This window comes from Hoeflea sp. TYP-13, from assembly GCF_040932035.1.
In the GTDB taxonomy this organism is placed as follows: Bacteria; Pseudomonadota; Alphaproteobacteria; order Rhizobiales; family Rhizobiaceae; genus Hoeflea_A.
In genome coordinates this window covers 1-19401 of the sequence record NZ_JBFRBB010000006.1, presented here as the reverse complement: position 1 = coordinate 19401, position 19401 = coordinate 1, and the positions used below count along the sequence as shown (strand labels likewise).

General features: G+C 58.0%; 21 protein-coding genes. 8 read left to right on the top strand and 13 right to left on the bottom strand.

Annotated elements, in window-relative coordinates; translation table 11 throughout:
* Positions 1-200 precede the first annotated feature (200 nt).
* On the top strand, positions 201-728 hold the full coding sequence (locus ABVT35_RS25770; RefSeq protein ID WP_368470479.1) for a YHS domain-containing (seleno)protein: 528 nt from the start codon (positions 201-203) through the stop codon (positions 726-728).
* A gap of 133 nt (positions 729-861) precedes the next feature.
* Here ABVT35_RS25770 and ABVT35_RS25765 read toward each other — a convergent pair whose 3' ends face one another.
* Positions 862-1602 (bottom strand): SDR family oxidoreductase, encoded by a 741-nt coding sequence (locus ABVT35_RS25765; protein ID WP_368470478.1) that lies wholly within the window; start codon positions 1600-1602, stop codon positions 862-864.
* A gap of 92 nt (positions 1603-1694) precedes the next feature.
* Here ABVT35_RS25765 and ABVT35_RS25760 point away from each other — a divergent pair, with 92 nt between their 5' ends.
* The 3 genes from ABVT35_RS25760 (at position 1695) to ABVT35_RS25750 (ending at position 4423) form a co-directional block, all read left to right on the top strand.
* Positions 1695-2576 (top strand): enoyl-CoA hydratase/isomerase family protein, encoded by an 882-nt coding sequence (locus ABVT35_RS25760; protein WP_368470477.1) that lies wholly within the window; start codon positions 1695-1697, stop codon positions 2574-2576.
* Between the two features lie 106 nt (positions 2577-2682).
* Positions 2683-4038, top strand: a complete 1356-nt coding sequence (locus ABVT35_RS25755; RefSeq protein ID WP_368470476.1) for a selenium-binding family protein — start codon at positions 2683-2685, stop codon at positions 4036-4038.
* Between the two features lie 37 nt (positions 4039-4075).
* Positions 4076-4423, top strand: coding sequence for a 2Fe-2S iron-sulfur cluster-binding protein (locus tag ABVT35_RS25750; RefSeq protein ID WP_368470475.1), 348 nt, complete (start codon positions 4076-4078; stop codon positions 4421-4423).
* Between the two features lie 45 nt (positions 4424-4468).
* Here the strand turns inward: ABVT35_RS25750 and tmpT are convergent, their stop codons facing one another.
* On the bottom strand, positions 4469-5140 hold the full coding sequence (gene tmpT, locus ABVT35_RS25745; RefSeq protein WP_368470474.1) for a thiopurine S-methyltransferase: 672 nt from the start codon (positions 5138-5140) through the stop codon (positions 4469-4471).
* 76 nt (positions 5141-5216) lie between these two features.
* Here tmpT and ABVT35_RS25740 point away from each other — a divergent pair, with 76 nt between their 5' ends.
* Positions 5217-5648 carry a MerR family DNA-binding transcriptional regulator gene (locus ABVT35_RS25740; protein WP_368470473.1) on the top strand — a complete coding sequence of 144 codons (432 nt, stop codon included), beginning with the start codon at positions 5217-5219 and terminating at the stop codon, positions 5646-5648.
* Positions 5649-5688: 40 nt separating this feature from the next.
* Here ABVT35_RS25740 and ABVT35_RS25735 read toward each other — a convergent pair whose 3' ends face one another.
* The 7 genes from ABVT35_RS25735 to ABVT35_RS25705 all read right to left on the bottom strand — a co-directional run bounded on the left by ABVT35_RS25735 (position 5689) and on the right by ABVT35_RS25705 (position 11615).
* Positions 5689-6702 (bottom strand): alpha/beta fold hydrolase, encoded by a 1014-nt coding sequence (locus tag ABVT35_RS25735; RefSeq protein ID WP_368470472.1) that lies wholly within the window; start codon positions 6700-6702, stop codon positions 5689-5691.
* 34 nt (positions 6703-6736) lie between these two features.
* Positions 6737-8203, bottom strand: a complete 1467-nt coding sequence (locus ABVT35_RS25730) for a glutamine synthetase family protein (RefSeq protein ID WP_368470471.1) — start codon at positions 8201-8203, stop codon at positions 6737-6739.
* Positions 8204-8258: 55 nt separating this feature from the next.
* The gene (locus tag ABVT35_RS25725) at positions 8259-8660 is read right to left on the bottom strand and encodes a cupin domain-containing protein (protein ID WP_368470470.1); all 402 of its coding nucleotides are present in this window, start codon (positions 8658-8660) and stop codon (positions 8259-8261) included.
* A 13-nt stretch (positions 8661-8673) separates the two neighbouring features.
* The gene (gene gloA, locus ABVT35_RS25720) at positions 8674-9099 is read right to left on the bottom strand and encodes a lactoylglutathione lyase (protein WP_368470469.1); all 426 of its coding nucleotides are present in this window, start codon (positions 9097-9099) and stop codon (positions 8674-8676) included.
* A 13-nt stretch (positions 9100-9112) separates the two neighbouring features.
* Positions 9113-10225, bottom strand: coding sequence for an aromatic ring-hydroxylating dioxygenase subunit alpha (locus ABVT35_RS25715; protein WP_368470468.1), 1113 nt, complete (start codon positions 10223-10225; stop codon positions 9113-9115).
* Entirely contained in the window at positions 10215-10748 is a 534-nt protein-coding gene (locus ABVT35_RS25710; RefSeq protein ID WP_368470467.1) for an Lrp/AsnC family transcriptional regulator, read from the bottom strand. The genes ABVT35_RS25715 and ABVT35_RS25710 overlap by 11 nt, the downstream gene beginning before the upstream one ends.
* A gap of 330 nt (positions 10749-11078) precedes the next feature.
* The gene (locus ABVT35_RS25705) at positions 11079-11615 is read right to left on the bottom strand and encodes a TlpA family protein disulfide reductase (RefSeq protein WP_368470466.1); all 537 of its coding nucleotides are present in this window, start codon (positions 11613-11615) and stop codon (positions 11079-11081) included.
* A gap of 81 nt (positions 11616-11696) precedes the next feature.
* Between ABVT35_RS25705 and denD the strand changes: the two genes are divergently transcribed.
* On the top strand, positions 11697-12668 hold the full coding sequence (gene denD, locus ABVT35_RS25700; RefSeq protein ID WP_368470465.1) for a D-erythronate dehydrogenase: 972 nt from the start codon (positions 11697-11699) through the stop codon (positions 12666-12668).
* A 7-nt stretch (positions 12669-12675) separates the two neighbouring features.
* On the opposite strand, the gene proC is transcribed toward denD, so the two are convergent.
* The 3 genes from proC to ABVT35_RS25685 are packed head-to-tail and all read right to left on the bottom strand — an operon-like array spanning position 12676 to position 14995.
* Positions 12676-13506: a pyrroline-5-carboxylate reductase gene (gene proC, locus ABVT35_RS25695; protein ID WP_368470464.1), complete on the bottom strand. Its 831-nt coding sequence runs from the start codon at positions 13504-13506 to the stop codon at positions 12676-12678.
* Between the two features lie 4 nt (positions 13507-13510).
* The gene (locus ABVT35_RS25690; protein WP_368470463.1) at positions 13511-14269 is read right to left on the bottom strand and encodes an aspartate/glutamate racemase family protein; all 759 of its coding nucleotides are present in this window, start codon (positions 14267-14269) and stop codon (positions 13511-13513) included.
* A gap of 27 nt (positions 14270-14296) precedes the next feature.
* Positions 14297-14995 carry a GntR family transcriptional regulator gene (locus tag ABVT35_RS25685; RefSeq protein ID WP_368470462.1) on the bottom strand — a complete coding sequence of 233 codons (699 nt, stop codon included), beginning with the start codon at positions 14993-14995 and terminating at the stop codon, positions 14297-14299.
* Positions 14996-15173: 178 nt separating this feature from the next.
* Here ABVT35_RS25685 and ABVT35_RS25680 point away from each other — a divergent pair, with 178 nt between their 5' ends.
* Positions 15174-16865: a thiamine pyrophosphate-binding protein gene (locus tag ABVT35_RS25680; RefSeq protein ID WP_368470461.1), complete on the top strand. Its 1692-nt coding sequence runs from the start codon at positions 15174-15176 to the stop codon at positions 16863-16865.
* Positions 16866-16936: 71 nt separating this feature from the next.
* On the opposite strand, the gene ABVT35_RS25675 is transcribed toward ABVT35_RS25680, so the two are convergent.
* Positions 16937-17842, bottom strand: coding sequence for a LysR family transcriptional regulator (locus tag ABVT35_RS25675; RefSeq protein WP_368470460.1), 906 nt, complete (start codon positions 17840-17842; stop codon positions 16937-16939).
* A gap of 97 nt (positions 17843-17939) precedes the next feature.
* On the opposite strand from ABVT35_RS25675, the gene ABVT35_RS25670 reads away from it, so the two are divergent.
* Positions 17940-19190: an NAD(P)/FAD-dependent oxidoreductase gene (locus ABVT35_RS25670; protein WP_368470459.1), complete on the top strand. Its 1251-nt coding sequence runs from the start codon at positions 17940-17942 to the stop codon at positions 19188-19190.
* Positions 19191-19401 lie beyond the last annotated feature (211 nt).

Here is a 19401-nt window from a genome sequence, read left to right as displayed (position 1 = left end):
TCACAGGTAGGCCCCATAGCTTCGTCTTATGCGGCATGTTGTCAAGCACCGAACCCTAATTCAATCGGGTCTTTGCCTTCCACCTGCACACGGTTCGCAGCACACACGAAGCTCTAACGACACTGTGTATAGCCGTGAATGGCATTCTTTCATGGTCAGCCGTAGTTATAGCTTCGGAACAGCCAAACGGGAGACACACCATGTCATTACGCTCAACAGCCATCGCCCTGACTTTCCTTGCCGGCAGTGCCTTTCCGGCACTAGCTGGTGAGCAATATGTCGACAGTTCGGGCTATGCGGTATCAGGCTACGATGTCGTTGCCTATTTCGACCTTGAACAGAATCCGGTCGGAACAGCCCAGCCGGCGGCCGTTCGCGGCAATGCCGCCTACACCGTCGACCACAACGGTGCGAAATGGGCGTTTTCCTCGGCCGAAAATCGCGAAAAATTTGCAGCCAACCCGGACAAATACACGCCCCAGTTCGATGGCCACTGTGCCTATGGCGTGGCCCAGGGTGGCAAGGTGCCGGCAAACCCGCATCTGTGGCGCATCGTTGACGGCAAGCTCTATTTGAACATCACCAAGAACGTCGTCGGTTTCTGGGAAGAAGATGTTCCGGGCAACATCGCGACCGCCGGTACAAACTGGACGAAAATCGAACCGGCCAATGCTTCCGATCGTGAAATCCCTCAATATGACGGTGTCATCGGTCCGGTAACGAATTAAACCGCTTCCTCCCTGGAGTGCGATGCCGGCAAGTCATTCAGTCAAATGGCATCGTGCTTCTTGCGCAGGCCCCCGGATCTTCCGGGGGCTTTGCTTTGCGGACACCGTGCCTGCCCGACAGGAATATCCGCGCCTACCAGCTCTCCGCGTAGGGCCGCAGATCCAGTTCGAAGGTCCACGCGTCACGCGTCTGCTGGTGCAGGTTCCAATAGGTTTCGCCAACGGATTCCGGATTCATCAGCGTATCAGGCGGCAGCGCGTCGGGATCGCCGCCCTGCTCTTTCACACGCTCGCGCACAAAGGCCGTATCCACGGCCGCATCAATAACCAGATGGGCAATGTGGATATTTTGCGGACCGAGCTCGCGCGCCATGCTCTGGGCAAGCGCCCGCTGACCCGCCTTGGCGCTCGCAAAGGCTCCATACCCGATCCCTCCGCGCAAGCTCGCCGTTGCACCGGTAAAGAAAATCGAGCCTTTTTGACGCGGCACCATGTGGATTGCCGCCTCCCTGCCGCACAGAAAGCCTGCAAGGCAGGCCATTTCCCAGACCTTGCGGAACACGCGGCTGGTCGTTTCGCGGATGGGAAAGCGCACATTGCCGCCGACATTGCAGATCACCACTTCCAGCGGGCCAACATTTTCCTCAATATCGGCAAAGACCTGCTGCACGTTTTCTTCGTTGCGCGCGTCGAGCGTATAGGCGTGGGCGGTTCCGCCCGCTGCCTCGATTTCGCCAACGAGAGGCGCGAGCTTGTCGCCGTTTCGGCGGCCCACACAAACCGTAAAACCACCTTCGGCAAACCGTTTGGCAATAGCCGAACCGATGTAGTCCCCCGCACCGACCACCAGCGCTACAGGTCGTTTTTCCTTCATTGCTGCCCTCCCGGCCTCGCAGGTAACCGTTCAAATCATTCCCATATGACAGCAAGGAACAGGGTGTGGCAATCGCTCCGATAAGGGACTGCATGCAGCATCGACTTGAGCAGGCCGCTCCGCTCTGGCAGGGTGCGGGTAACGCTTCTTCCCGCCAACCGCAAAGACCTGCCGAGAGCCTTGCCATGAACTTCGAGACCATCAAACTGGACGTCACATCGAACATCGCAACCATCACGCTCAACCGTCCTGACGACGCCAATGCCCTCAATGCGCAGATGGCACAGGAGCTGTTTCACGCATCTGTCTATTGCGCGAACGATGCCGAGATCCGCGCTGTCGTCATTACCGGAACCGGCAGGATGTTCTGTGCCGGCGGGGATCTGAAGGACATGCATGAACAGGGCGAAGACAAACCCGCCCACGTGGTGCGCATGGCAACATACCTCCACGCGGCCATAACACGCTTTGCCCATATGGATGCGCCGGTCGTCATGGCGGTGAACGGCACGGCGGCCGGCGGCGGGTTCTCACTCGCCCTTGCCGGCGACTACGTGCTTGCGGCGCAAGAGGCGAAATTCGTTTCCGCCTACACCGCATCCGGACTGACGCCGGACGGCTCATCGACATTTTATCTTGCCAAGCATGTCGGGCTGCTGCGTGCCAAAGAGCTGCTTTTTACCAACAGGCGTCTTTCCGCCGAAGAGGCCTGTGCCTGGGGGATCGTCAACAAAGTGGTGCCGGCAGCAAGGCTGATGGAGGAGGCCGAGGAACTCGCCGCCAACTTTGCCAGCGGGCCGACAAAGGCCTATGGCGGTCTCAAGCGATTGCTGCTGACTGCCTATTCCGACACAATGGAAACGCAGCTGGAAAAGGAAACGCAAGGAATCTCCGGCATGATGCGCACCCATGACGGCCCGCATGGCCTGGAATCCTTCCTCGACAAAAACCGGCCCCAGTTCAAGGGTCGATAGCGCCTTCATCGGTCGCCCCTGCATTTTGAATCTCCCCTGGTGCGTGTCATAATTCCACTCCCAAAAAAGAACGACGGAGAGGGATACTCAACCACGGGAGGATCAAATGGCAGTTAATGGAAATGGTGGACCCGGTTACGCCTCGCCGCAGGAAGCGATCAAGGCCGAAAGGGAAAAGCTGCTCTACACCGTTGCGCTCTATGTCGGCACCGGAGTGGAAAAACCGGACTACCTGGCAACTGTTGACGTCGACCCCGAAAGCCCAACCTATTCGAGCGTCGTGGCGCGCACGGAAATGCCCCAGATCGGGGATGAACTGCATCACTCTGGATGGAATGCGTGCTCGAGCTGTCACCATGACGGGTCAAAGAGCCGCCGCTTTCTTTTGATGCCGGGCGTGCGCACTTCAAACATCAACGTCATCGACACGCAGGACCCGACAAATCCGAAGCTGCACAAGGTCGTGTCGGGCGACGAAATCAAGGCTAAAACCAACCTTTCCGGGCCTCATACGGTCCATTGTCTCGGCTCCGACATCATCATCTCGATGCTTGGCGATGCCGACGGCAATGCGCCGGGCGGCTTCCTTCATCTGAATGAAAAATTCGAAATCGTCGGCCGGTGGGAAAACGATCACTCCGGCATGAACTACAATTACGATTTCTGGTATCAGCCGCGCCACAACATGATGGTAAGTTCCGAATGGGCTGCGCCCAACACCTTCATGCCGGGCTTCGATCTCGACGACGTGGCGGCCGGAAAATACGGCCAGTCGGTCCATTTCTGGGACTTTGAAGGAAAGCGCATCGCCAAATCGGTCGATCTCGGCGGCGAAGGCATGATCCCGCTGGAAGTACGGGGTCTGCACGATCCGGAATCGAACCATGGCTATTTCGCAGCAACGCTGTCGTCCAATGTCTTCCACTGGTGGAAGGACGATGACGGTGCGTTCCAGCTCGAAAAGGTCATCGACATTCCGACGATTGACGTCGAAGGCTTTCCGGTCCCGATGCCCAGCCTCATCACCGACATCCTGATTTCGATGGATGACAAGTACATCTACTTCGCCAACTGGCTGCATGGCGATCTGCGTCAGTACGACATCACAGACCGGTCCAACCCCAAAATGACGGGACAGGTCTGGCTCGGCGGCATGCTCGGCAGGGCGCCGGAAGTCAACGGCGTCGAGGTGCAGGGCGCGCCGCAAATGATCCAGCTTTCGCTGGACGGCAAACGGCTCTACGTCACCACCTCGCTGTTTTCGTCCTGGGACAACCAGTTCTATCCCGGCATGAAGGAAAAGGGTGCTCAGATGTTCCTGGTCGACTGCGACATCGACAATGGCGGCATGAGCATCAATTCAGATTTCCTCGTCGATTTCGGCAAGGAGCCGAACGGGCCGGCGCGCTGCCATGAAATGCGCTATCCGGGCGGTGACGTCACATCGGATATCTGGATGTGACGGCAACCGGCCTGTCAGCCACCTGCGCGCTGCTGTCATGAGCGGCGCAAGGGTCCACAGGGTTACGGTCGCCAATCGCGGCGGCCGTACGCTGGGCGTAGGCGAAGACGAAACCATCCTCGATGTTTGCGAGGCCAACGGCATGCCGCTGCCTGTCGCCTGCCGTTACGGCGGCTGCATCACCTGCGCCGGAAGGCTTGTTTCGGGCTCGGTGCGGCAACCGAAAGGCACAGCCCTCAACCGCCGGCAGGTCCAGGCGGGCTACATCCTGATGTGCGTTGCCCACCCAAAGGAGGACTGCGTCGTCGAGGTTGGCGTGGAGAGCCATGACGAGCTCTACCAGAACCCCTTTTCTGTAGCACGGCCTCCTCTGGACAAGCCGTAGAATAAGTGCCTTCGGGTTCAGATTAGTGCCGCGGCCATCCTGAAATCACTCCGACCATTTGTTTTTGGAATGAGTGGCCTGTTTCGATTTAAGAAGCCACGTATTTTCACTGCCATTGCAGCGTTCGGAAAGTGGCCCCGAAATGGCACGGCTGGCAAGCAGCTCAGGTGCGTACAAATCGTCGTATAGCTCTCGGATCTCGTGGCTCGGGACTGAAAAGGGCGGACCCTGCATTTGCCTCTGATCATAATCAAAAGCTATGAGAATTTGTGGCGCCCCCTTTGCCAGATCGAAAACATGCCGTGCGTACCTCCCCCGCACGGTATTTGGAAGAGCGACCAGCGCGGCGCGGTCGTAGACCGCATCGATTTTGCCCAGCCTGTCTTTGGATAGTTCGAAAATATCGCCAACAAAAACCTCAATCGCTCCGGACCGGTAGCGCAGATATTGGCCAAAGACGTCAATCTCCGGAACCAGGTTCCGCCGGGCAAATATTTCTTCGACCGCCTGCTTGCTGAACTCCACGCCCACAACGCGGAGCCCTTGGGCGGACAGCCAGTCCAGATCGACCGTCTTTCCGCACAACGGCACAAATATTGTGTCGCCCGCTTGAAGACCGAGGTGGTGAAAATGCATCAACAGCAATTCATTCGGCTGATTTTCGTGAAAGGCAATCTTGTTTTCGCGCCAGCGTAGCTGCCAGAATTCCTCGTCCATTTCAATCTCCGTACCCTTGTTATGTCTCTCGTTTCATCGTTTGATACAACTTCAAGCGAACTTGAGGTCAATAGCTGTGGCGAATATCGATATCCTGGACATTGGCGAGGTCGCGCACCTTACCGGCACGTCGGCGTCAGCATTGCGTTATTATGAAGAACTTGGATTGATCCAATCGATAGGTCGGCGTGGATTGCGGCGCATCTTTGATGGAAACGTAGTCAATCAATTGGCATTGATAGAATTGGGCCGTTCTGCAGGATTCACGCTTCAGGAAATCCTGGAAATGGGAATCGCGAATGACGACTTTGGGGTGGATCGCGACAAGGTCAGCCAGAAGGCGGAGGAGCTTGAAGTTCAAATGAAACGGCTCGCGGATTTGACGGCGCTGCTGCGACACGTCGCGCACTGTCCGGCCGACGACCATTTTTCCTGCGGCAATTTCCAGAAACTGCTGCGCATTGCACGCAAGCGGAAGCGCTTACAACTGACGCGCGGTAATTCATGACGGTAAAACGCGGAGAAAATCAGGTTCGTCCGCAAGCCATTCACTCTTCGAGCAACTCCTGGATCGACCGATCGAGCGCCGCCTCGAAACCCGGATCATTGCCGGGATTTGCGGCGCAGTGCCCCCACGGTGAATCGTAGGGCCGAAACTGTGCCTCAGGAATATGCCGCGCTTCGATGGCGTTGTCTTCCGGCGGGAAATAAAGGTCCTGCGTACACGGCATCAAAATCGTGCGCGCCCTGATCGATCCGAGTGCTTTTTCGATTTCGCCGTCGTAAAGCGGATTGGCGCTGATATCGCCGGCCTGCCAGGTCGCAAGCTTCAGGAGTAGATCATTGGCATCCCAGTTTTCCGCATGGTCGTTTTCCCAGTCCACCAAAAGGTCCTCGACCGTCTCGAAACCGATCTTTTTGTAGAGGCCTTCACGATAAAAGGTCTGGGAAAAGGCCCAGCCCGCATAAACACGCCCGAACGCCTTGAGACCGGCGACGGGTGGCGTCTCATAGTCGCCGCTGTTAAAGGCCGCATCGGCACAGAGCGCCGCCTTCACGCCCTCCAGAAAGACGAAATTGTGCGGCGACGTCTTAGCCGAAGCGCAAAACGGCAATATGGCATCGACCAAGTCCGGGTATTGCGCCGCCCACTGGTAGGCCTGGCACCCGGCCATCGACCAGCCGGTAACAAGCCGGATGCGCGAAACGCCAAGCCGTTCAGTAAAAAGCCGGTACTGGCAATAAATATTGTCCCAGAGCGTGACATGCGGAAAGCGCGGCCCGTTCTGCGGCGCCGGCGCATTGCTCGGCGAGGACGAAATTCCGTTGCCGAACATGTTGATCGACACAATGAAATGACGCGCCGGATCAAGCGCCCTGCCCTGCCCGAAATACCCTTCATTGCGATTGTGCGAACCGGTGTAGAATGTCGGCAAGACCACAACGTTGTCGCCTGCGGAATTAAGCGTTCCATAGGTTTTGTAGGCAAGCTTTGCCGAGCGCAGAACCTCACCGGACAGAAGGCTGACATCACCCAATTCAAAAATGTCGTGGTCCTTCATTAAAGCCTCCCGCGGATGCAGAAACCGAAGTCCATCAGTAGAGCCTCAGATATTCCTGCACTTCCCAGTCGGTGACCGACTGGTGATAGCGTTCCCACTCGTCGCTTTTGTAGGCGAGATAGGAACTGTGCATCACCGGTCCCATCACATGTTTTGCGAGGCTGTCTTCCTTCAGCGCCTCGATCGCCTGCAGCAGGTTGCGCGGCAACCGCCTTATGCCGGCGGCCTTGAACTCTTCCTCGGTCATTGCGTAGAGATCGCGGTCGGTGGGCTCGCCTGGATCGATCTCTTCGCTGATGCCCTTGACCGCAGCCGATAGCGTCATCGCCATCGCCAAGTAGACATTCATGGTCATGTCGGCCGCCCGGTTTTCGATGCAGTGGCGGCTTTGCGGCAGGCGGAATTGCGCCGAACGATTGTTGTGGCCGTAGGTGATGTTGGTCGGTGCCCAAGTCACCGTCCCGCCTTCGAAACCACCGACGCGCGGCACCAGGCCGTTATAGGAATTGACCGTCGGGCAAGTGATGGCGGTGATCGCCTCGGCGTGATGCATCAGCCCGCCGACGGCATAGCGAGAGACCTCGGACCAGCCGCCATCCTCGTCCTTGAACGCGTTGCGGCCCGGTTCGTCGATCCGCTGTAGCGAAAAATTGATATGCGCACCCGAACGCCAGTCGCCCACGGTTGGCTTCGGCATGAAGGTGATGAACATACCGTGTTTTTTGGCAACCTCCTTGAGCAGAATGCGCAGGAAGACCAGCCTGTCGGCCATCTCCAGAAGATCGGTGAAATGGAAATCCAGTTCGAACTGCGAATAGGCGCCTTCCGCGACCACGTCGTGAAGATTCCAGCCGAGCCCCTCCAGAATATCGATCATGTCCTTGAGGAATGGCATGGAATCGATCGAATATTCGACGTCATAGCCGAAAGCCTGCCGGCGCGGCTGCACGCCATCGGCCGGATCGTCATTGATCGCCTTTACGGGCTGGCCGTTCTCGTCATAGCGCATGGCGATGAATTCAGGCTCGACGCCGGCATATCCTTCATAGCCGGCATCGCGCGCCTCCTGCACAGCCCGTTTCAGTGCCTGCCGCGGGCAGACATTGTAGGGCGCGTCCTCCCAGAAGAGATCGGCAAAGATAATCGCCGTCGAGGGATCCCACGGGCAGATATAGACAGCATCGAGATCGGGCACCATGACCTGATCGGAATCGGCCGGCGTCAGTTCAGGAACATAGGAAATCGAATGGACGGCAAACTGCGGCCCTTTGCCGAGGCAGAGTTCCTCGAAATCGCTCATCGGCACCGGTTTGGTCTTCGGAATACCGTGCAGGTCGATCCAGCTCGACATGACATATTTGACGCCGGCTGCTTCGAGTTTCTGGCGAAGTGGCGCGATCTTCGGCCGATTTCGTTCGATCGCATCCTGGAAGCGTTCGTAATAAATCCGGCCAGACATGTCGCGGCTGTTTTCTATTGTGCTGGTCGTTTCCATTTTCATGGCTGTCTCCTCCCGTCATCCGGCACTTTCAGGATCGGTGCCGGGTTCGGCCTGTTCAGGATGCCTTCGGCATATCTTCCGGATCGATCCCCGGCACGAAGGTGATGCCTGCGCGCTGCTTCCAGTCGTGCGGATAGGCGGCGTAGAAGATCACGCATTTCTCGTCGCACTCATAAGCAATGTGATTGTCCTTCGGGATGTAGAGAACATCGCCGGGATTGCAGATGTAGGATTCACCGTCACAGGTCAGGCGAAACGTGCCTTCCATGCAGTAGATGATCTCATCGCAGGTCAGGTCCCAGGGAACCGAAACCTGATTGAGGAAGTTAAGGCCACCACACATTGTGTCGCTGACTTCACTGGTCACGAACGGCTTGATGTAGGTTTGGCCCGGTTCCAGCGTGTGCAGTCGGTTCTCGATGTCGGTGAATTTGTAGAGTTGCGGCTTGTTGCCCATGAAAATCGTTCCTCTAATTGGATTTCAAAATGGATTCGTTGAGCTCGACCTTGTAGCCGTCCGGATCCTCGCAGAAGGCAATGACCCGCGTGCCGTGTTTCATCGGCCCTGCAGGGCGTGTGATGTTCACACCTTCTGCCGCAAGCTCCTCGCAGGCCTTGTAGACGTCAGGCGTCTCGATGCAGATATGGCCCCAGCCATTGCCCTTGTCGTAGGGCTCGGCCTGGTCCCAATTGTGAGTGAGTTCGAGGGTCGGATACTCGGCCTCCGGCCCGTAGCCTATGAACGTGTTGGTGAATTTGCCCTCCGGATAATCCGTACGGCGCAGCACCTGCATGCCCAAAATCCCGCAATAGAATTTCAGCGACGCTTCAAGGTCACGCACACGCAGCATGGTGTGAGCGAGCCGAAATCCCCTTGCCGAAGCCTCTTCGGTCATTGTTGTCTCCTGATTATTGTTCTTGAAAACCGGCAACGTTGCGCACGACGAGCTCCTGAAAGGCGCGCACGCTGTCTTCCCAGTGCGGGGAGAGCAGACCGCCATCGTCCGCCACCGGCGAGGCGCGTCCGAGTTGAAGCCGCTCGCACATTTCGTGGTCTTCCTTGTGGACATCCCACCAGAGCTTCTTCAGCCCTTCGACGTCCGCGTCTGACAGCGTCTGCCCTTCCGTCGTATAGAGAGCGCGCCGCTGCGCGGTTTTCCCGGCACCCAGTGGAATGTTGAGATAAACACCCAACTGGTCGGGGAAATAGCGGCCGAGAATGAAGTTCGGAAACAGCGTCAGATAGCGCGAACTGACACCGAGGCTGCCGCTGGTGCCGATTTCACGCTTCAGGTCCACAGCACTGCCGAGGCATACGCCGTCGACAATCGTGTAATGATCGCCAAGCGGCTGGTCCGTCGTCGTCGAATGCACGAACTGGACGTGATAAGGCTCGATGAAATTCTCCATGATGAACTTCCAGTTCGTGGCAATCTCACCAAAATCGAGCGATGCGACCGGTTCGACCCTGGAAAAATCCATGCCTTCGAGCCGGTTGATTAGCGGCGCGGCATAATCCTCGAACGCGGGCGCGTTGCCCTGGAGATTGACAAAAATCCAGTCGTGCCAGACAGCTATGCGAACCGGCTTCAAACCATTATCAGCCGGATCGAAACCTTCCGGCCGGTTGTCCTTCATGCCGCCGAAATGCGGCGAAGCACGCAGATTGCCGTTAAGATCGTAGGCCCAGGCGTGATAGGGGCAGCGGATCAGCTTGCCGACATTCTTCGGCTCGTCGACAAGGGTCAGGCAACGGTGGCGACAGACATTGTGAAATGCCGCAATCTCGCCCTCGCCGTTGCACACCAGAAGCAGCGGTTTGCCCGCCACGGTGACCGGCACCGCGTCGCCGGCGTTTTTCAGCTCATGGACAAAACCGACGCAGACCCAGTTCTGCGATAGCACCGTATCGCATTCGGCCTGCCAGAATGCGTCATCCGTATAGGCCGAAGCCGGCAGACCGTGCGCCGGTGATCCGGGGTCGGAGAGCCACGATGTCATTAATGCTGCGTCATTCGTCATGAGGGCCCTCCCAATCACGTTTTAAAAGGAACTGGTTCTTGAAGTTCTTGAGGCCGAGCAGAACTTCTGCTTCGGCAATATCCGTCGCGCCGTGGATCTGTGTTTCGAGAAACTCCAGAAAGCTCTCGCGGTCGTCGCTGACGATTTCCACCATCAGGTCATAGCGGCCGGCAACCCACAGCACATAGACAACACGCTGATCGGCGCCGAGACGATCGGCGACCGCTTTTGCCGTCTGTCCCGGAGAAATGCGCAATCCGAGGATCGCATCGGCCTGGTAGCGTGCGGCAACCGGATCGGTGATCGCAACGATCTGCAGCATACCGGCGTCCTTCATGGCATTGACCCTGTTGCGGATCGTGCCTTCCGAAACACCGAGTGCATCGGCAATTTCGGAAAACGGCATGCGGCCGTCCTTTTCCAGCATTGAGACAATTGAACGGTTGAGGTCATTTTCCGGCGATTTGATGCCGTTGGGCTGGCCTTTACGTTCCGCGTCCCTTTGCGTTGCCGCTACATTCATGACTGTCCTCCGCTGCCATGGCGCGCTGAATGGTATTCCGACTTTCGCAGAAATCAACGCAATTTTTTACGATATTGCCAATACTGATACTAAAACAGTCACTATTCAACAGTGTGGATATATTTAAATACGAATTTCGCAATTATGCGGACGAAACGCGGACATGTCCTGCAGGCCGCATGCTCTGCCGCGGGACACTGAAAAGCTCACCGGAATCCAAAGGGATGCGAACCGGCGCAAGGGCAAAGCGAAACCCCAAGATAGCCGGACATCGCATAGCGCGACCGAAAAACACGCCGGCCCAAATCCGGATTCATGAATTTTGGAAATTTATTGCGTTTGCGCCTGTTTCAAGGCACCGATGAGGTCATCGGCCGTCGCGTGGGTCTTCGTGGCATTGCGCTCATGCACAAAACGCCAGACCTCCTGCCCGGACTTTCCATAAACGACGACAGTCGGAATCCGGTCAATATTGCCGAATGCAGCGCGGATTTCCTTCGAGCCTGTAACCAGCGGAAATTGCGGCTGCGTCCTGTCGAGAAAGCGCTCCATGCGCTGCGGATTTTCAACGCCGCCGAAATCCTCGAAGACATTGATGCCGATGATTTGCGCATCGCCGAATTCTTCGCTGGCTGCCAATGTGTTGAGATGACCGAACTCGTCCGTGCAGGGCGGACACCAGGAGGCAAAGAAGGTGACAATGACTGGCTGGCCCTCAAGCGGCACCATGCCCCCGGAACTGCTAAGGGGCGATGCCGCCTCCACAAGCGGACGCAATTGTCGCCAATCTGCATCACTGGCCCGTGCCAGTGGCAAAAGTGCGAAAAATACCGCTATGAGAATGACTGCGCGTGAAATCCGGTTCATGTCGAAACCTAATGCGCGCTATGATCACGGCGCAAATCACAACCCCGTCAACCGGCGCGTGATCGGTGAGTGGAGAAGACGATGAAAATACTGATAATCGGCGCTGCCGGAATGGTCGGACGCAAACTCGTTGACCGCCTGTGTTCCGCCGGTGAACTCAGCGGTAGGCAGATCACATCCATGACGCTGTTCGATTATATTGCACCTGAAAAGCCGGGTGCAGATTTTCCAATATCCACGCATTCAGGTGACCTGTCGGACCCGGCCGAAAGCGAAAAGCTCATGTCGGAAATGCCCGACATCATCTTTCATTTAGCCGCCGTGGTTTCCGGAGAAGCCGAAACGGATTTCGACAAGGGATACCGCGTCAATCTTGATGGCACGCGCTTTCTGTTCGAAGCGATCCGACGGCAGGATTATTTCCCGCGCGTGGTTTTCACTTCTTCGATTGCCGTCTTCGGCGCCCCCTACCCCGAAGCCATTGGCGATGAGTTCCTCAGCGCGCCGCTGTCATCCTACGGCGTTCAAAAGGCCTGCAGCGAATTGCTGCTGATGGACTACACCCGCAAGGGCATTTTCAACGGCATTGCAATCCGCCTGCCGACCATCGTCGTGCGGCCCGGCAAACCCAACAAGGCGGCCTCCGGCTTCTTTTCCAACATCTTGCGCGAACCGCTTGCCGGCAAAGAGGCCGTGCTTCCCGTGTCACGCAATGTCCGGCACTGGATGGCAAGCCCCAAGACCGCGGCGGGCTTTCTCATCCATGCGGCAACAATCGATCTGGAAACGGTCGGTCCGCGCCGCGCACTGACAATGCCGGGCATATCCGTGACCGTCGGCGAGATGATCGAGGCGCTTGCGCGCGTCGCCGGACAGGAGCGGGCCGACCTCATCCGGGAAGAGCCGGATGAACTCATCAACCGGTTGGTGAGCGGGTGGCCGCGCAATTTCAAAGCCGCCCGCGCGCTTGAACTCGGCTTCACCGCGGATGCCTCCATCGACGACATCATACAAACACACATTGATGACGAACTGGGCGGAACGCTGGACTAGAAAGCCTTCATTCAGCCCCAAGCTCGCGCGACCGCGCCGCCGCCCTGGTGACTGCCTTGCGAACAAGCGCGGGAAAGCCGGTTTCATCGTCCATCAGCACGTCGAGCGCGGCTGCGGTCGTGCCGCCCGGTGATGTGACATTGACCCGCAATTGTGCGGGATGGTCGTCAACATGTTCCGCCAGATGACCGGCACCGCCAACGGTTGCCCGCGCCAGCGATAGAGCAAGATCCGGATCAAGACCTTCCGCCTCTCCGGCCGCAGCCAGAACTTCGATGAGATGAAACACGTAAGCAGGCCCCGAACCCGAGACCGCCGTGACGGCATCCATCTGGTCTTCGCTCTGCAACCGGACTGTCTTGCCGACAGCCTGAAGCAGGTTTTCCGAAAGGTCCAGGTCTGCACCCGAGGACACCCCATTGCCGATGAGCGCCGTAATACCGCGCCCGACCGCAGCCGGTGTATTGGGCATGGCGCGCACGATCGGAGCGCGCCCGCTCAAGAGACGCTCAAGCGTCGCGATGGTGGTTCCGGCCGCCACAGAAACGAACATTGTCCCGCCATCGCCGAATGCCGCAATCCGGGGCGCTGCATCGCCCATCATTTGCGGCTTGACCGCAAGCACACATACTTTTGGCCGCCCCGGCTCATCCGGGTTCAGGCTTAAACCGTCGGCTTCAAGCGACAGAAGCCAGTCAGACGGGTATGGATCGATTATTGTCACCGCATCCGCTCGAACACCGGCATCGAACCAGCCGCGCAGCATGGCCGATCCCATCTTGCCGCAGCCAAGCAGAAGCAATCCACCGTCGTTAACGGCAATAATATGGTCAGCCATTGCTCTACCTTTGTCCAACAAGTTCCAGCGTTGGATCGTCCAGCCGCAGTTCGAACCGGTCCGGCACCAGCCCCTGATGGAACCAGCGCACGAAGCTGTAGATCGAAAAGACCGGCAGGCCCGTCATTTTGCGGATGTCACTGGCATAGGGTGTCATGTTGGTGCATTCGAGCACGATGGCGCCGATATCATCGTAATTTGTGACAAGCTCCCGGGCAGCATCGAGAAGATCGAGCCGGCAGGCGGCAAAGTCGATGCTTGGCTGGTCGTCCAATATACCATGGGTAAAGGCGCGGCCCTTGTCGGTTCCGACAATGGGCGTATCGAGCGGCGCATTGGCGGCCTTCAGATGGGCTTCGGCCAAATTGGTGCTGGAAATCGTAATGACACCAACTCGCTTGCCGCGCGGCAGCATCTGCTGGACCAGCGGGATCTGCATGAGCGACGAAGTGGCAACCGGCACCGGTACGGCCTCCGACACCTTGTCCTGTATCAGCGCAAGAAAACCGCAATTGGTTGTCAGGCCATCACAACCGGAAGCGACAAGATCCTTCGCGGCGGCAATGAAATCATCAACAAGTTCAAGCGGGTTGTTGCGCACGACTTTGTTCGGGGTCGCGCCACGCACGATCCGGTACTGCACCGGAAATGGCCAGGTATAGGCATTGGCGATATCGCCATGGATACGCGGAAACCGGGTTTCCAGCATCATAATGCCGACATTGGCGCCAAAAACCGTTTTTCCACCGTACTCGACGGACATGCAATTTCTCCTTGGAAGGCTCGCGGACTATTCCGCGGGAACATAAAGCTGGGAATAGGCGATACGGACGGCTTCAGTCGCCTCCTCACGCCTGCGTTCAATGTGGTTGCGCATGGCCGCCACGGCGGCCTCCTCGTCACGCGCCACCAGCGCGTTCAGGATGATCCTGTGCGCGGATAGTTTAGCGCCCTTGTTCTTGGCAATCTGTTTCTTGGCGAGGAGCATTTTCAGATCGACGAGCCGGACGTATCGGATGCGGTCATTGATATTGCGCAGCATGCGCAAAAGTTCTGAGTTCCCGGAAAGCTGCACAAGACGGATGTGAAAATCCTCGTCCATCTCAAGCACTTCCACTGTGGAATTGCTGGTCTCGTAGTGCGGTTCGGTTTCATCGAGATAGTCAACCACCGCGTTGATTTCATCATCCGCAGCCCTGGCGACAGAGCGGCGCAAAGCTTCGCACTCTATGGCCTGCCGCGCCTCGTAGAGATCGACGATGCGCTCCGGGCTGAGCGAGCGGCAGAAAAAACCGCGACCGTTCTGAAAAGTCAGGAACCCTTCGGCGACAAGACGGTTCAGCGCCTCGCGCAACGGTGTCCGGCTGGCTCCCAGATTTGTGGAAAGGGCGCTCTCGTTGATCCGCTCATCCGGCTTGAATTCAAAGTTGGCAGCCATCTGCCGCAACCGGTCATAGACCCGGTCTACGCTGCTGCTGGCTTTGGTCATTACACGCACCTCGTCATTGCCCCTCACAGGACTTTTTCCCGAGATTGCACATTTTTCCGGCGACTGCAATTTTTTTGTCTTCACATCTGCATTTTTTGCTGTATACAATTCTGTATGACCGACTGTGCGCGAATTCGCGAATGCCTCGGCTTGCAGATATTTTGAAGGAAAATGTAGCGTGACGAACACCCTGAACGGCGCGGAAGCGATGGTACGGATGCTGGAGGCGCACGGCGTCCAGCACATATTCGGCCTCTGCGGCGACACCACCCTGCCCTTTTACGATGCCATGTACCGGCTGAACCACGGCATCAACCATGTCCTGACCCGCGACGAGCGTTCCGCCACCTATATGGCCGACGCCTATTCCAGGGTGACCGGCCGCGCCGGCGTATGCGAAGGCCCCTCCGGTGGCGGCGCCACCTACATCATTCCCGGTCTTATCGAAGCCAGCGAATCCTCTTATGCCGTCCTAGGCATAACAACGGACATCTCCGTTGCCTCCTACGGCAAATACCCGCTGACCGAGCTTGACCAGGAAGCGCTGATGCGCCCGCTGACCAAGTGGAACACGGTCATCAAACGGGCCAATCACATTCCCCGCATGGTGCGCATGGCGTTCCGCGCAATGACCACCGGCCGCTCCGGTTCCGCGCATCTCGGCCTGCCCTACGACATCCAGTATGACGCGGTGGATTCCGACGATATCTGGGCGGACGCCAATCAACGGCAGTACCCTGCCTACCGGACAGGCCCTGAAACGGGCTCCATAGAGGCCGCGGTTGACGCAATCCTGTCAGCCAAAAACCCGCTGATCGTCTGCGGCGGCGGTGTGGTCATCGCCGGTGCGATGGATCAACTTGACCGGCTGGCGACACGGCTCGACATACCGGTAGCGACATCCATTTCCGGACAGGGCTCGCTTGCGGATACCCACCCCAACTGCCTCGGCGTCGTCGGCTCCAATGGCGGCACCGACGAGACCTGGGAACTGATGGAAGCCGCTGACCTTGTCGTCTTCATGGGTTGCCGCGCTGGCTCGACCACCACCTCTCGGTGGGAGGCGCCCGGACCCGGAGCACGCATTGTGCATTTCGACAATGATCCGATGGTGATCGGCGCCAACTATCCGACCGAGGTCGGTGTCGTCGGCGACCTGCTTTTATCGCTTACTGAAGTCAACAATGTGCTCGACAGGCGCAATCAGGGCGGTGAGACATTCGGCGGTGCGGAAGCGGTCGCCGACATCAAGCGCCGCAAGTTTGAGATCTTCGACAATATCGCCCGAAGCGGCGACCGGCCGATGCGCCCTGAGCGTGTCATCGACGCAATGATGAAAGTGCTGCCGCCGGACGCGACGGTGCTTTCCGATCCGGGAACAAGCTGCCCCTACTATTCGGCCTACTATCAGCAGCCCAAGGCCGGCCGCTATTTCATCACCAACAGGGCGCACGGTGCATTGGGCTATTCACTGTCTGCTGCACTCGGCGCCTGGTATGGACGTCCGACCAGCAAGGTCGTGGCGATGATGGGCGACGGATCCTTCGGCTTTACCTGCGGCGAACTGGAAACCGTCTGCCGCTCGCGCGCACCGATTACCTATATCGTCTTTTCCAACTCGAACTTCGGTTGGATCAAGGCAAGTCAGCACGCTGATACCGATGCCCGCTACTATAATGTCGACTTCAACAGAACCGACCAGGCTGCGGTTGCCGCGGCCTATGGCGTTAAATCCTGGCGTGTCGAAAATCCGGATGATCTCGAACGTGTGCTCAAGGAAGCCATCGAGCATGACGGCCCGACCCTGGTCGACGTCATTTGCCAGCCGCTCGAAGAAGCAAACGCGCCTGTGCGGCGCTGGATGGGCTGACGATGAACGCACCCGGCCATATGGATGTGTTTCACGCGCGCAGTGCGCAAGGGCCGACTGTTGCCCGGCGCCTAGCCGGGCGGCGAAACCTCATAGGGCCGAAGCTCAACCAGCAGCAGCTCCAGAAACTGTCTGCCCAGCACCGACAGCGGCCGGGCCCGGGATGTGATAACAGCCATATCCATCATGATCGCCGGCCTGAACGGGCGTGTGACAACCCCGCCCCCGAAATCGAATTGCAGCGAAAACGGGTCGAGGATCGCCACGCCCATCCCTTCCTGCACAAAACTGAGAATGTTCTTGAACAGGTGGGTGTGAACCCGGGGGCGCCACGGCACACCGGCATTGTGGAACGCTTCCCGGGTGCGCCTATGGGTCATATGGTCCGGCCCCATGACGATGAACGGTTCGCCTTCCAGCAATTGCGGGATCAGCACATCGTGGCGCGCAAGCGGACTGCCCTCGGGTATGGCGAGCAGCGTCTCGACATGAACCGCGTGACGGTCAAGGGCATCGTAGATCAGCGGCATCTCGCACACGCCAATCTCGAAAAGCCCCGACAGGACCCATTCCTGGATCTTCGACGAATATTGCGACTGGAACGATATCGACATGTCGGGCCGCTCCTGCGCGAAACGTGCAATGAGCTTCGGCATAAAACCAAAGGACAGCGCATGCTGGGACGCCACCTGCAACTGGCCGGCCTGCGTGTTCTGCAGATCCAGCACCGCCTGGGCGACGTGATCCAACCCGCGCACCACCGTATCCACCTCCTGAAACAGAACACCGGCCTCGGGCGTCGGCAGCAGCCGGCCCTTCGAGCGTTCAAACAATTTCAGCCGAGTCTGCCGCTCCAACTGGTAGAGCAGATTGGAGATGCCCGGTTGAGAAATACCGAGCTGTTCGGCCGCTCCGGTGACGGTGCCGGTTTCGACAATGGCGTGAAAAGCCTGCAGCTGGCGAAAGCGAAGAGACATGCCAAAGCATATCACTTGAAGTTATGGAATGTACATATCTTTGTATTTGAAATGATGGTTTCAGGCTGGCAATCTGTGCTCCGGATGAGGAGACAGCATGCCTGACAAGCACGACAAGAAACACATCGTTGTCATCGGTGCCGGCATTGTCGGCGTATCGACGGCAATCTGGCTGCGGCGCGCCGGCTGCGAGGTTACGCTGATCGACCGTTCCAAGCCCGGTCTCGGCACGTCCTTCGGCAATGCCGGCGTTTTGGCTTCCTGCTCGGTCGTTCCCGTCACGACGCCGGGTCTGATGTTCAAGGGGCCGAAATTTCTGCTTGACCCGAACTTTCCGCTGTTCCTGCGCTGGTCCTATCTTCCCAAGCTCGCACCATGGCTTCTGCGCTATCTCAGCCACGCCACGGACAAGGACACGCGCCGGATCGCGGATGGGCTGACACCGATTGTGTCCGACAGCATCGAACAACACAGATCGCTTGTCGAAGACGGCCCTGCAGCCCGCTACGTGAAAACATCGGACTACAGCTTCGCCTACACGGACAGGGCGGCTTTCGAGGATGACGCCTATGTCTGGGAATTGCGCAAGGTCGCCGGGTTCGAACCCGAACTGATCGAAGGCGAAGCCGTCAGGGAAAAGGAACCGGCATTTGGACCGGCAGTCGGGCTGCTTGCCGTTATGCGCGACCACGGATACGTAACCAATCCGGGCGGCTACGTCGCTGCGCTTGCCGAAACGCTCGAGGGCATGGGCGGCAAACTGGTGACCGCCGAGGTGACCGACTTCGAGCTGACCGGCGGCGAAATCAGCGCCGTGCTGACGAATAACGGGCGGTTCGAATGCGACAAGGCCGTACTCAGCACCGGTGTCTGGTCCAAGGAACTTGCCGGGAAACTGGGACTGAAAGTGCCGCTGGAATCAGAACGCGGCTATCATATCGTCTTCAAGAACCCTTCCTTTAATCTGAAGGCTCCGGTCATGGTCGCTGCCGGAAAGTTCGTCGCGACACCCATGGATATGGGCCTTCGATGTGCCGGTGTGGTGGAGTTCGGCGGAATTGAAGCCGGACCGTCCAAGGCGCCGGTCAAGCTGTTGAAGAAAAAGGTCAAAGAGACATTTCCCGATCTGACCTACGCCAGCGAAGAAGAGTGGCTCGGTCACCGTCCGGCACCGTCGGACAGCCTGCCCCTCATCGGCGAGATAAAAAATACCGGCGTGTTTTCTGCCTTCGGGCACCATCATATTGGGCTGACGGGTGGGCCCAAGACAGGCCGGCTGATCGCCGGACTCATCAATGGAGAAAGGCCGAATCTCGACCTCTCCGCTTATGACCCGAACAGGTTTTAACAACCACCAAATGCTTCAAACCGGGAGGACCAAATGAAAGCATCAATCGCAAAACACACAGCCACGCTGATGATAACGGCGTCACTGGCAGTCAGTGCCAGCGCCGCCTTTGCTGAGAAGTGGGATATGCCTTTGGCCTATTCTGCGACGAACTTCCACTCGGCGACGGCGGCCGAGTTTGCCAAATGCATCACCACCGGCACCGGTGGCG

What these genes read in the sequence shown, in the direction of transcription:
- ABVT35_RS25750 (WP_368470475.1), top strand. Translation starts at nt 4,076, where the DNA reads ATGAGCGGCGCAAGGGTCCACAGGGTTACGGTCGCCAATCGCGGCGGC.
- ABVT35_RS25770 (WP_368470479.1), top strand. Translation starts at nt 201, where the DNA reads ATGTCATTACGCTCAACAGCCATCGCCCTGACTTTCCTTGCCGGCAGT.
- gloA (WP_368470469.1), bottom strand. Translation starts at nt 9,099, where the DNA reads ATGACCGAAGAGGCTTCGGCAAGGGGATTTCGGCTCGCTCACACCATG.
- ABVT35_RS25670 (WP_368470459.1), top strand. Translation starts at nt 17,940, where the DNA reads ATGCCTGACAAGCACGACAAGAAACACATCGTTGTCATCGGTGCCGGC.
- ABVT35_RS25730 (WP_368470471.1), bottom strand. Translation starts at nt 8,203, where the DNA reads ATGAAAATGGAAACGACCAGCACAATAGAAAACAGCCGCGACATGTCT.
- ABVT35_RS25715 (WP_368470468.1), bottom strand. Translation starts at nt 10,225, where the DNA reads ATGACGAATGACGCAGCATTAATGACATCGTGGCTCTCCGACCCCGGA.
- tmpT (WP_368470474.1), bottom strand. Translation starts at nt 5,140, where the DNA reads ATGGACGAGGAATTCTGGCAGCTACGCTGGCGCGAAAACAAGATTGCC.
- ABVT35_RS25675 (WP_368470460.1), bottom strand. Translation starts at nt 17,842, where the DNA reads ATGTCTCTTCGCTTTCGCCAGCTGCAGGCTTTTCACGCCATTGTCGAA.
- ABVT35_RS25725 (WP_368470470.1), bottom strand. Translation starts at nt 8,660, where the DNA reads ATGGGCAACAAGCCGCAACTCTACAAATTCACCGACATCGAGAACCGA.
- ABVT35_RS25760 (WP_368470477.1), top strand. Translation starts at nt 1,695, where the DNA reads ATGCAGCATCGACTTGAGCAGGCCGCTCCGCTCTGGCAGGGTGCGGGT.
- proC (WP_368470464.1), bottom strand. Translation starts at nt 13,506, where the DNA reads ATGGCTGACCATATTATTGCCGTTAACGACGGTGGATTGCTTCTGCTT.
- ABVT35_RS25710 (WP_368470467.1), bottom strand. Translation starts at nt 10,748, where the DNA reads ATGAATGTAGCGGCAACGCAAAGGGACGCGGAACGTAAAGGCCAGCCC.
- ABVT35_RS25755 (WP_368470476.1), top strand. Translation starts at nt 2,683, where the DNA reads ATGGCAGTTAATGGAAATGGTGGACCCGGTTACGCCTCGCCGCAGGAA.
- ABVT35_RS25690 (WP_368470463.1), bottom strand. Translation starts at nt 14,269, where the DNA reads ATGTCCGTCGAGTACGGTGGAAAAACGGTTTTTGGCGCCAATGTCGGC.
- ABVT35_RS25685 (WP_368470462.1), bottom strand. Translation starts at nt 14,995, where the DNA reads ATGACCAAAGCCAGCAGCAGCGTAGACCGGGTCTATGACCGGTTGCGG.
- denD (WP_368470465.1), top strand. Translation starts at nt 11,697, where the DNA reads ATGAAAATACTGATAATCGGCGCTGCCGGAATGGTCGGACGCAAACTC.
- ABVT35_RS25765 (WP_368470478.1), bottom strand. Translation starts at nt 1,602, where the DNA reads ATGAAGGAAAAACGACCTGTAGCGCTGGTGGTCGGTGCGGGGGACTAC.
- ABVT35_RS25705 (WP_368470466.1), bottom strand. Translation starts at nt 11,615, where the DNA reads ATGAACCGGATTTCACGCGCAGTCATTCTCATAGCGGTATTTTTCGCA.
- ABVT35_RS25735 (WP_368470472.1), bottom strand. Translation starts at nt 6,702, where the DNA reads ATGAAGGACCACGACATTTTTGAATTGGGTGATGTCAGCCTTCTGTCC.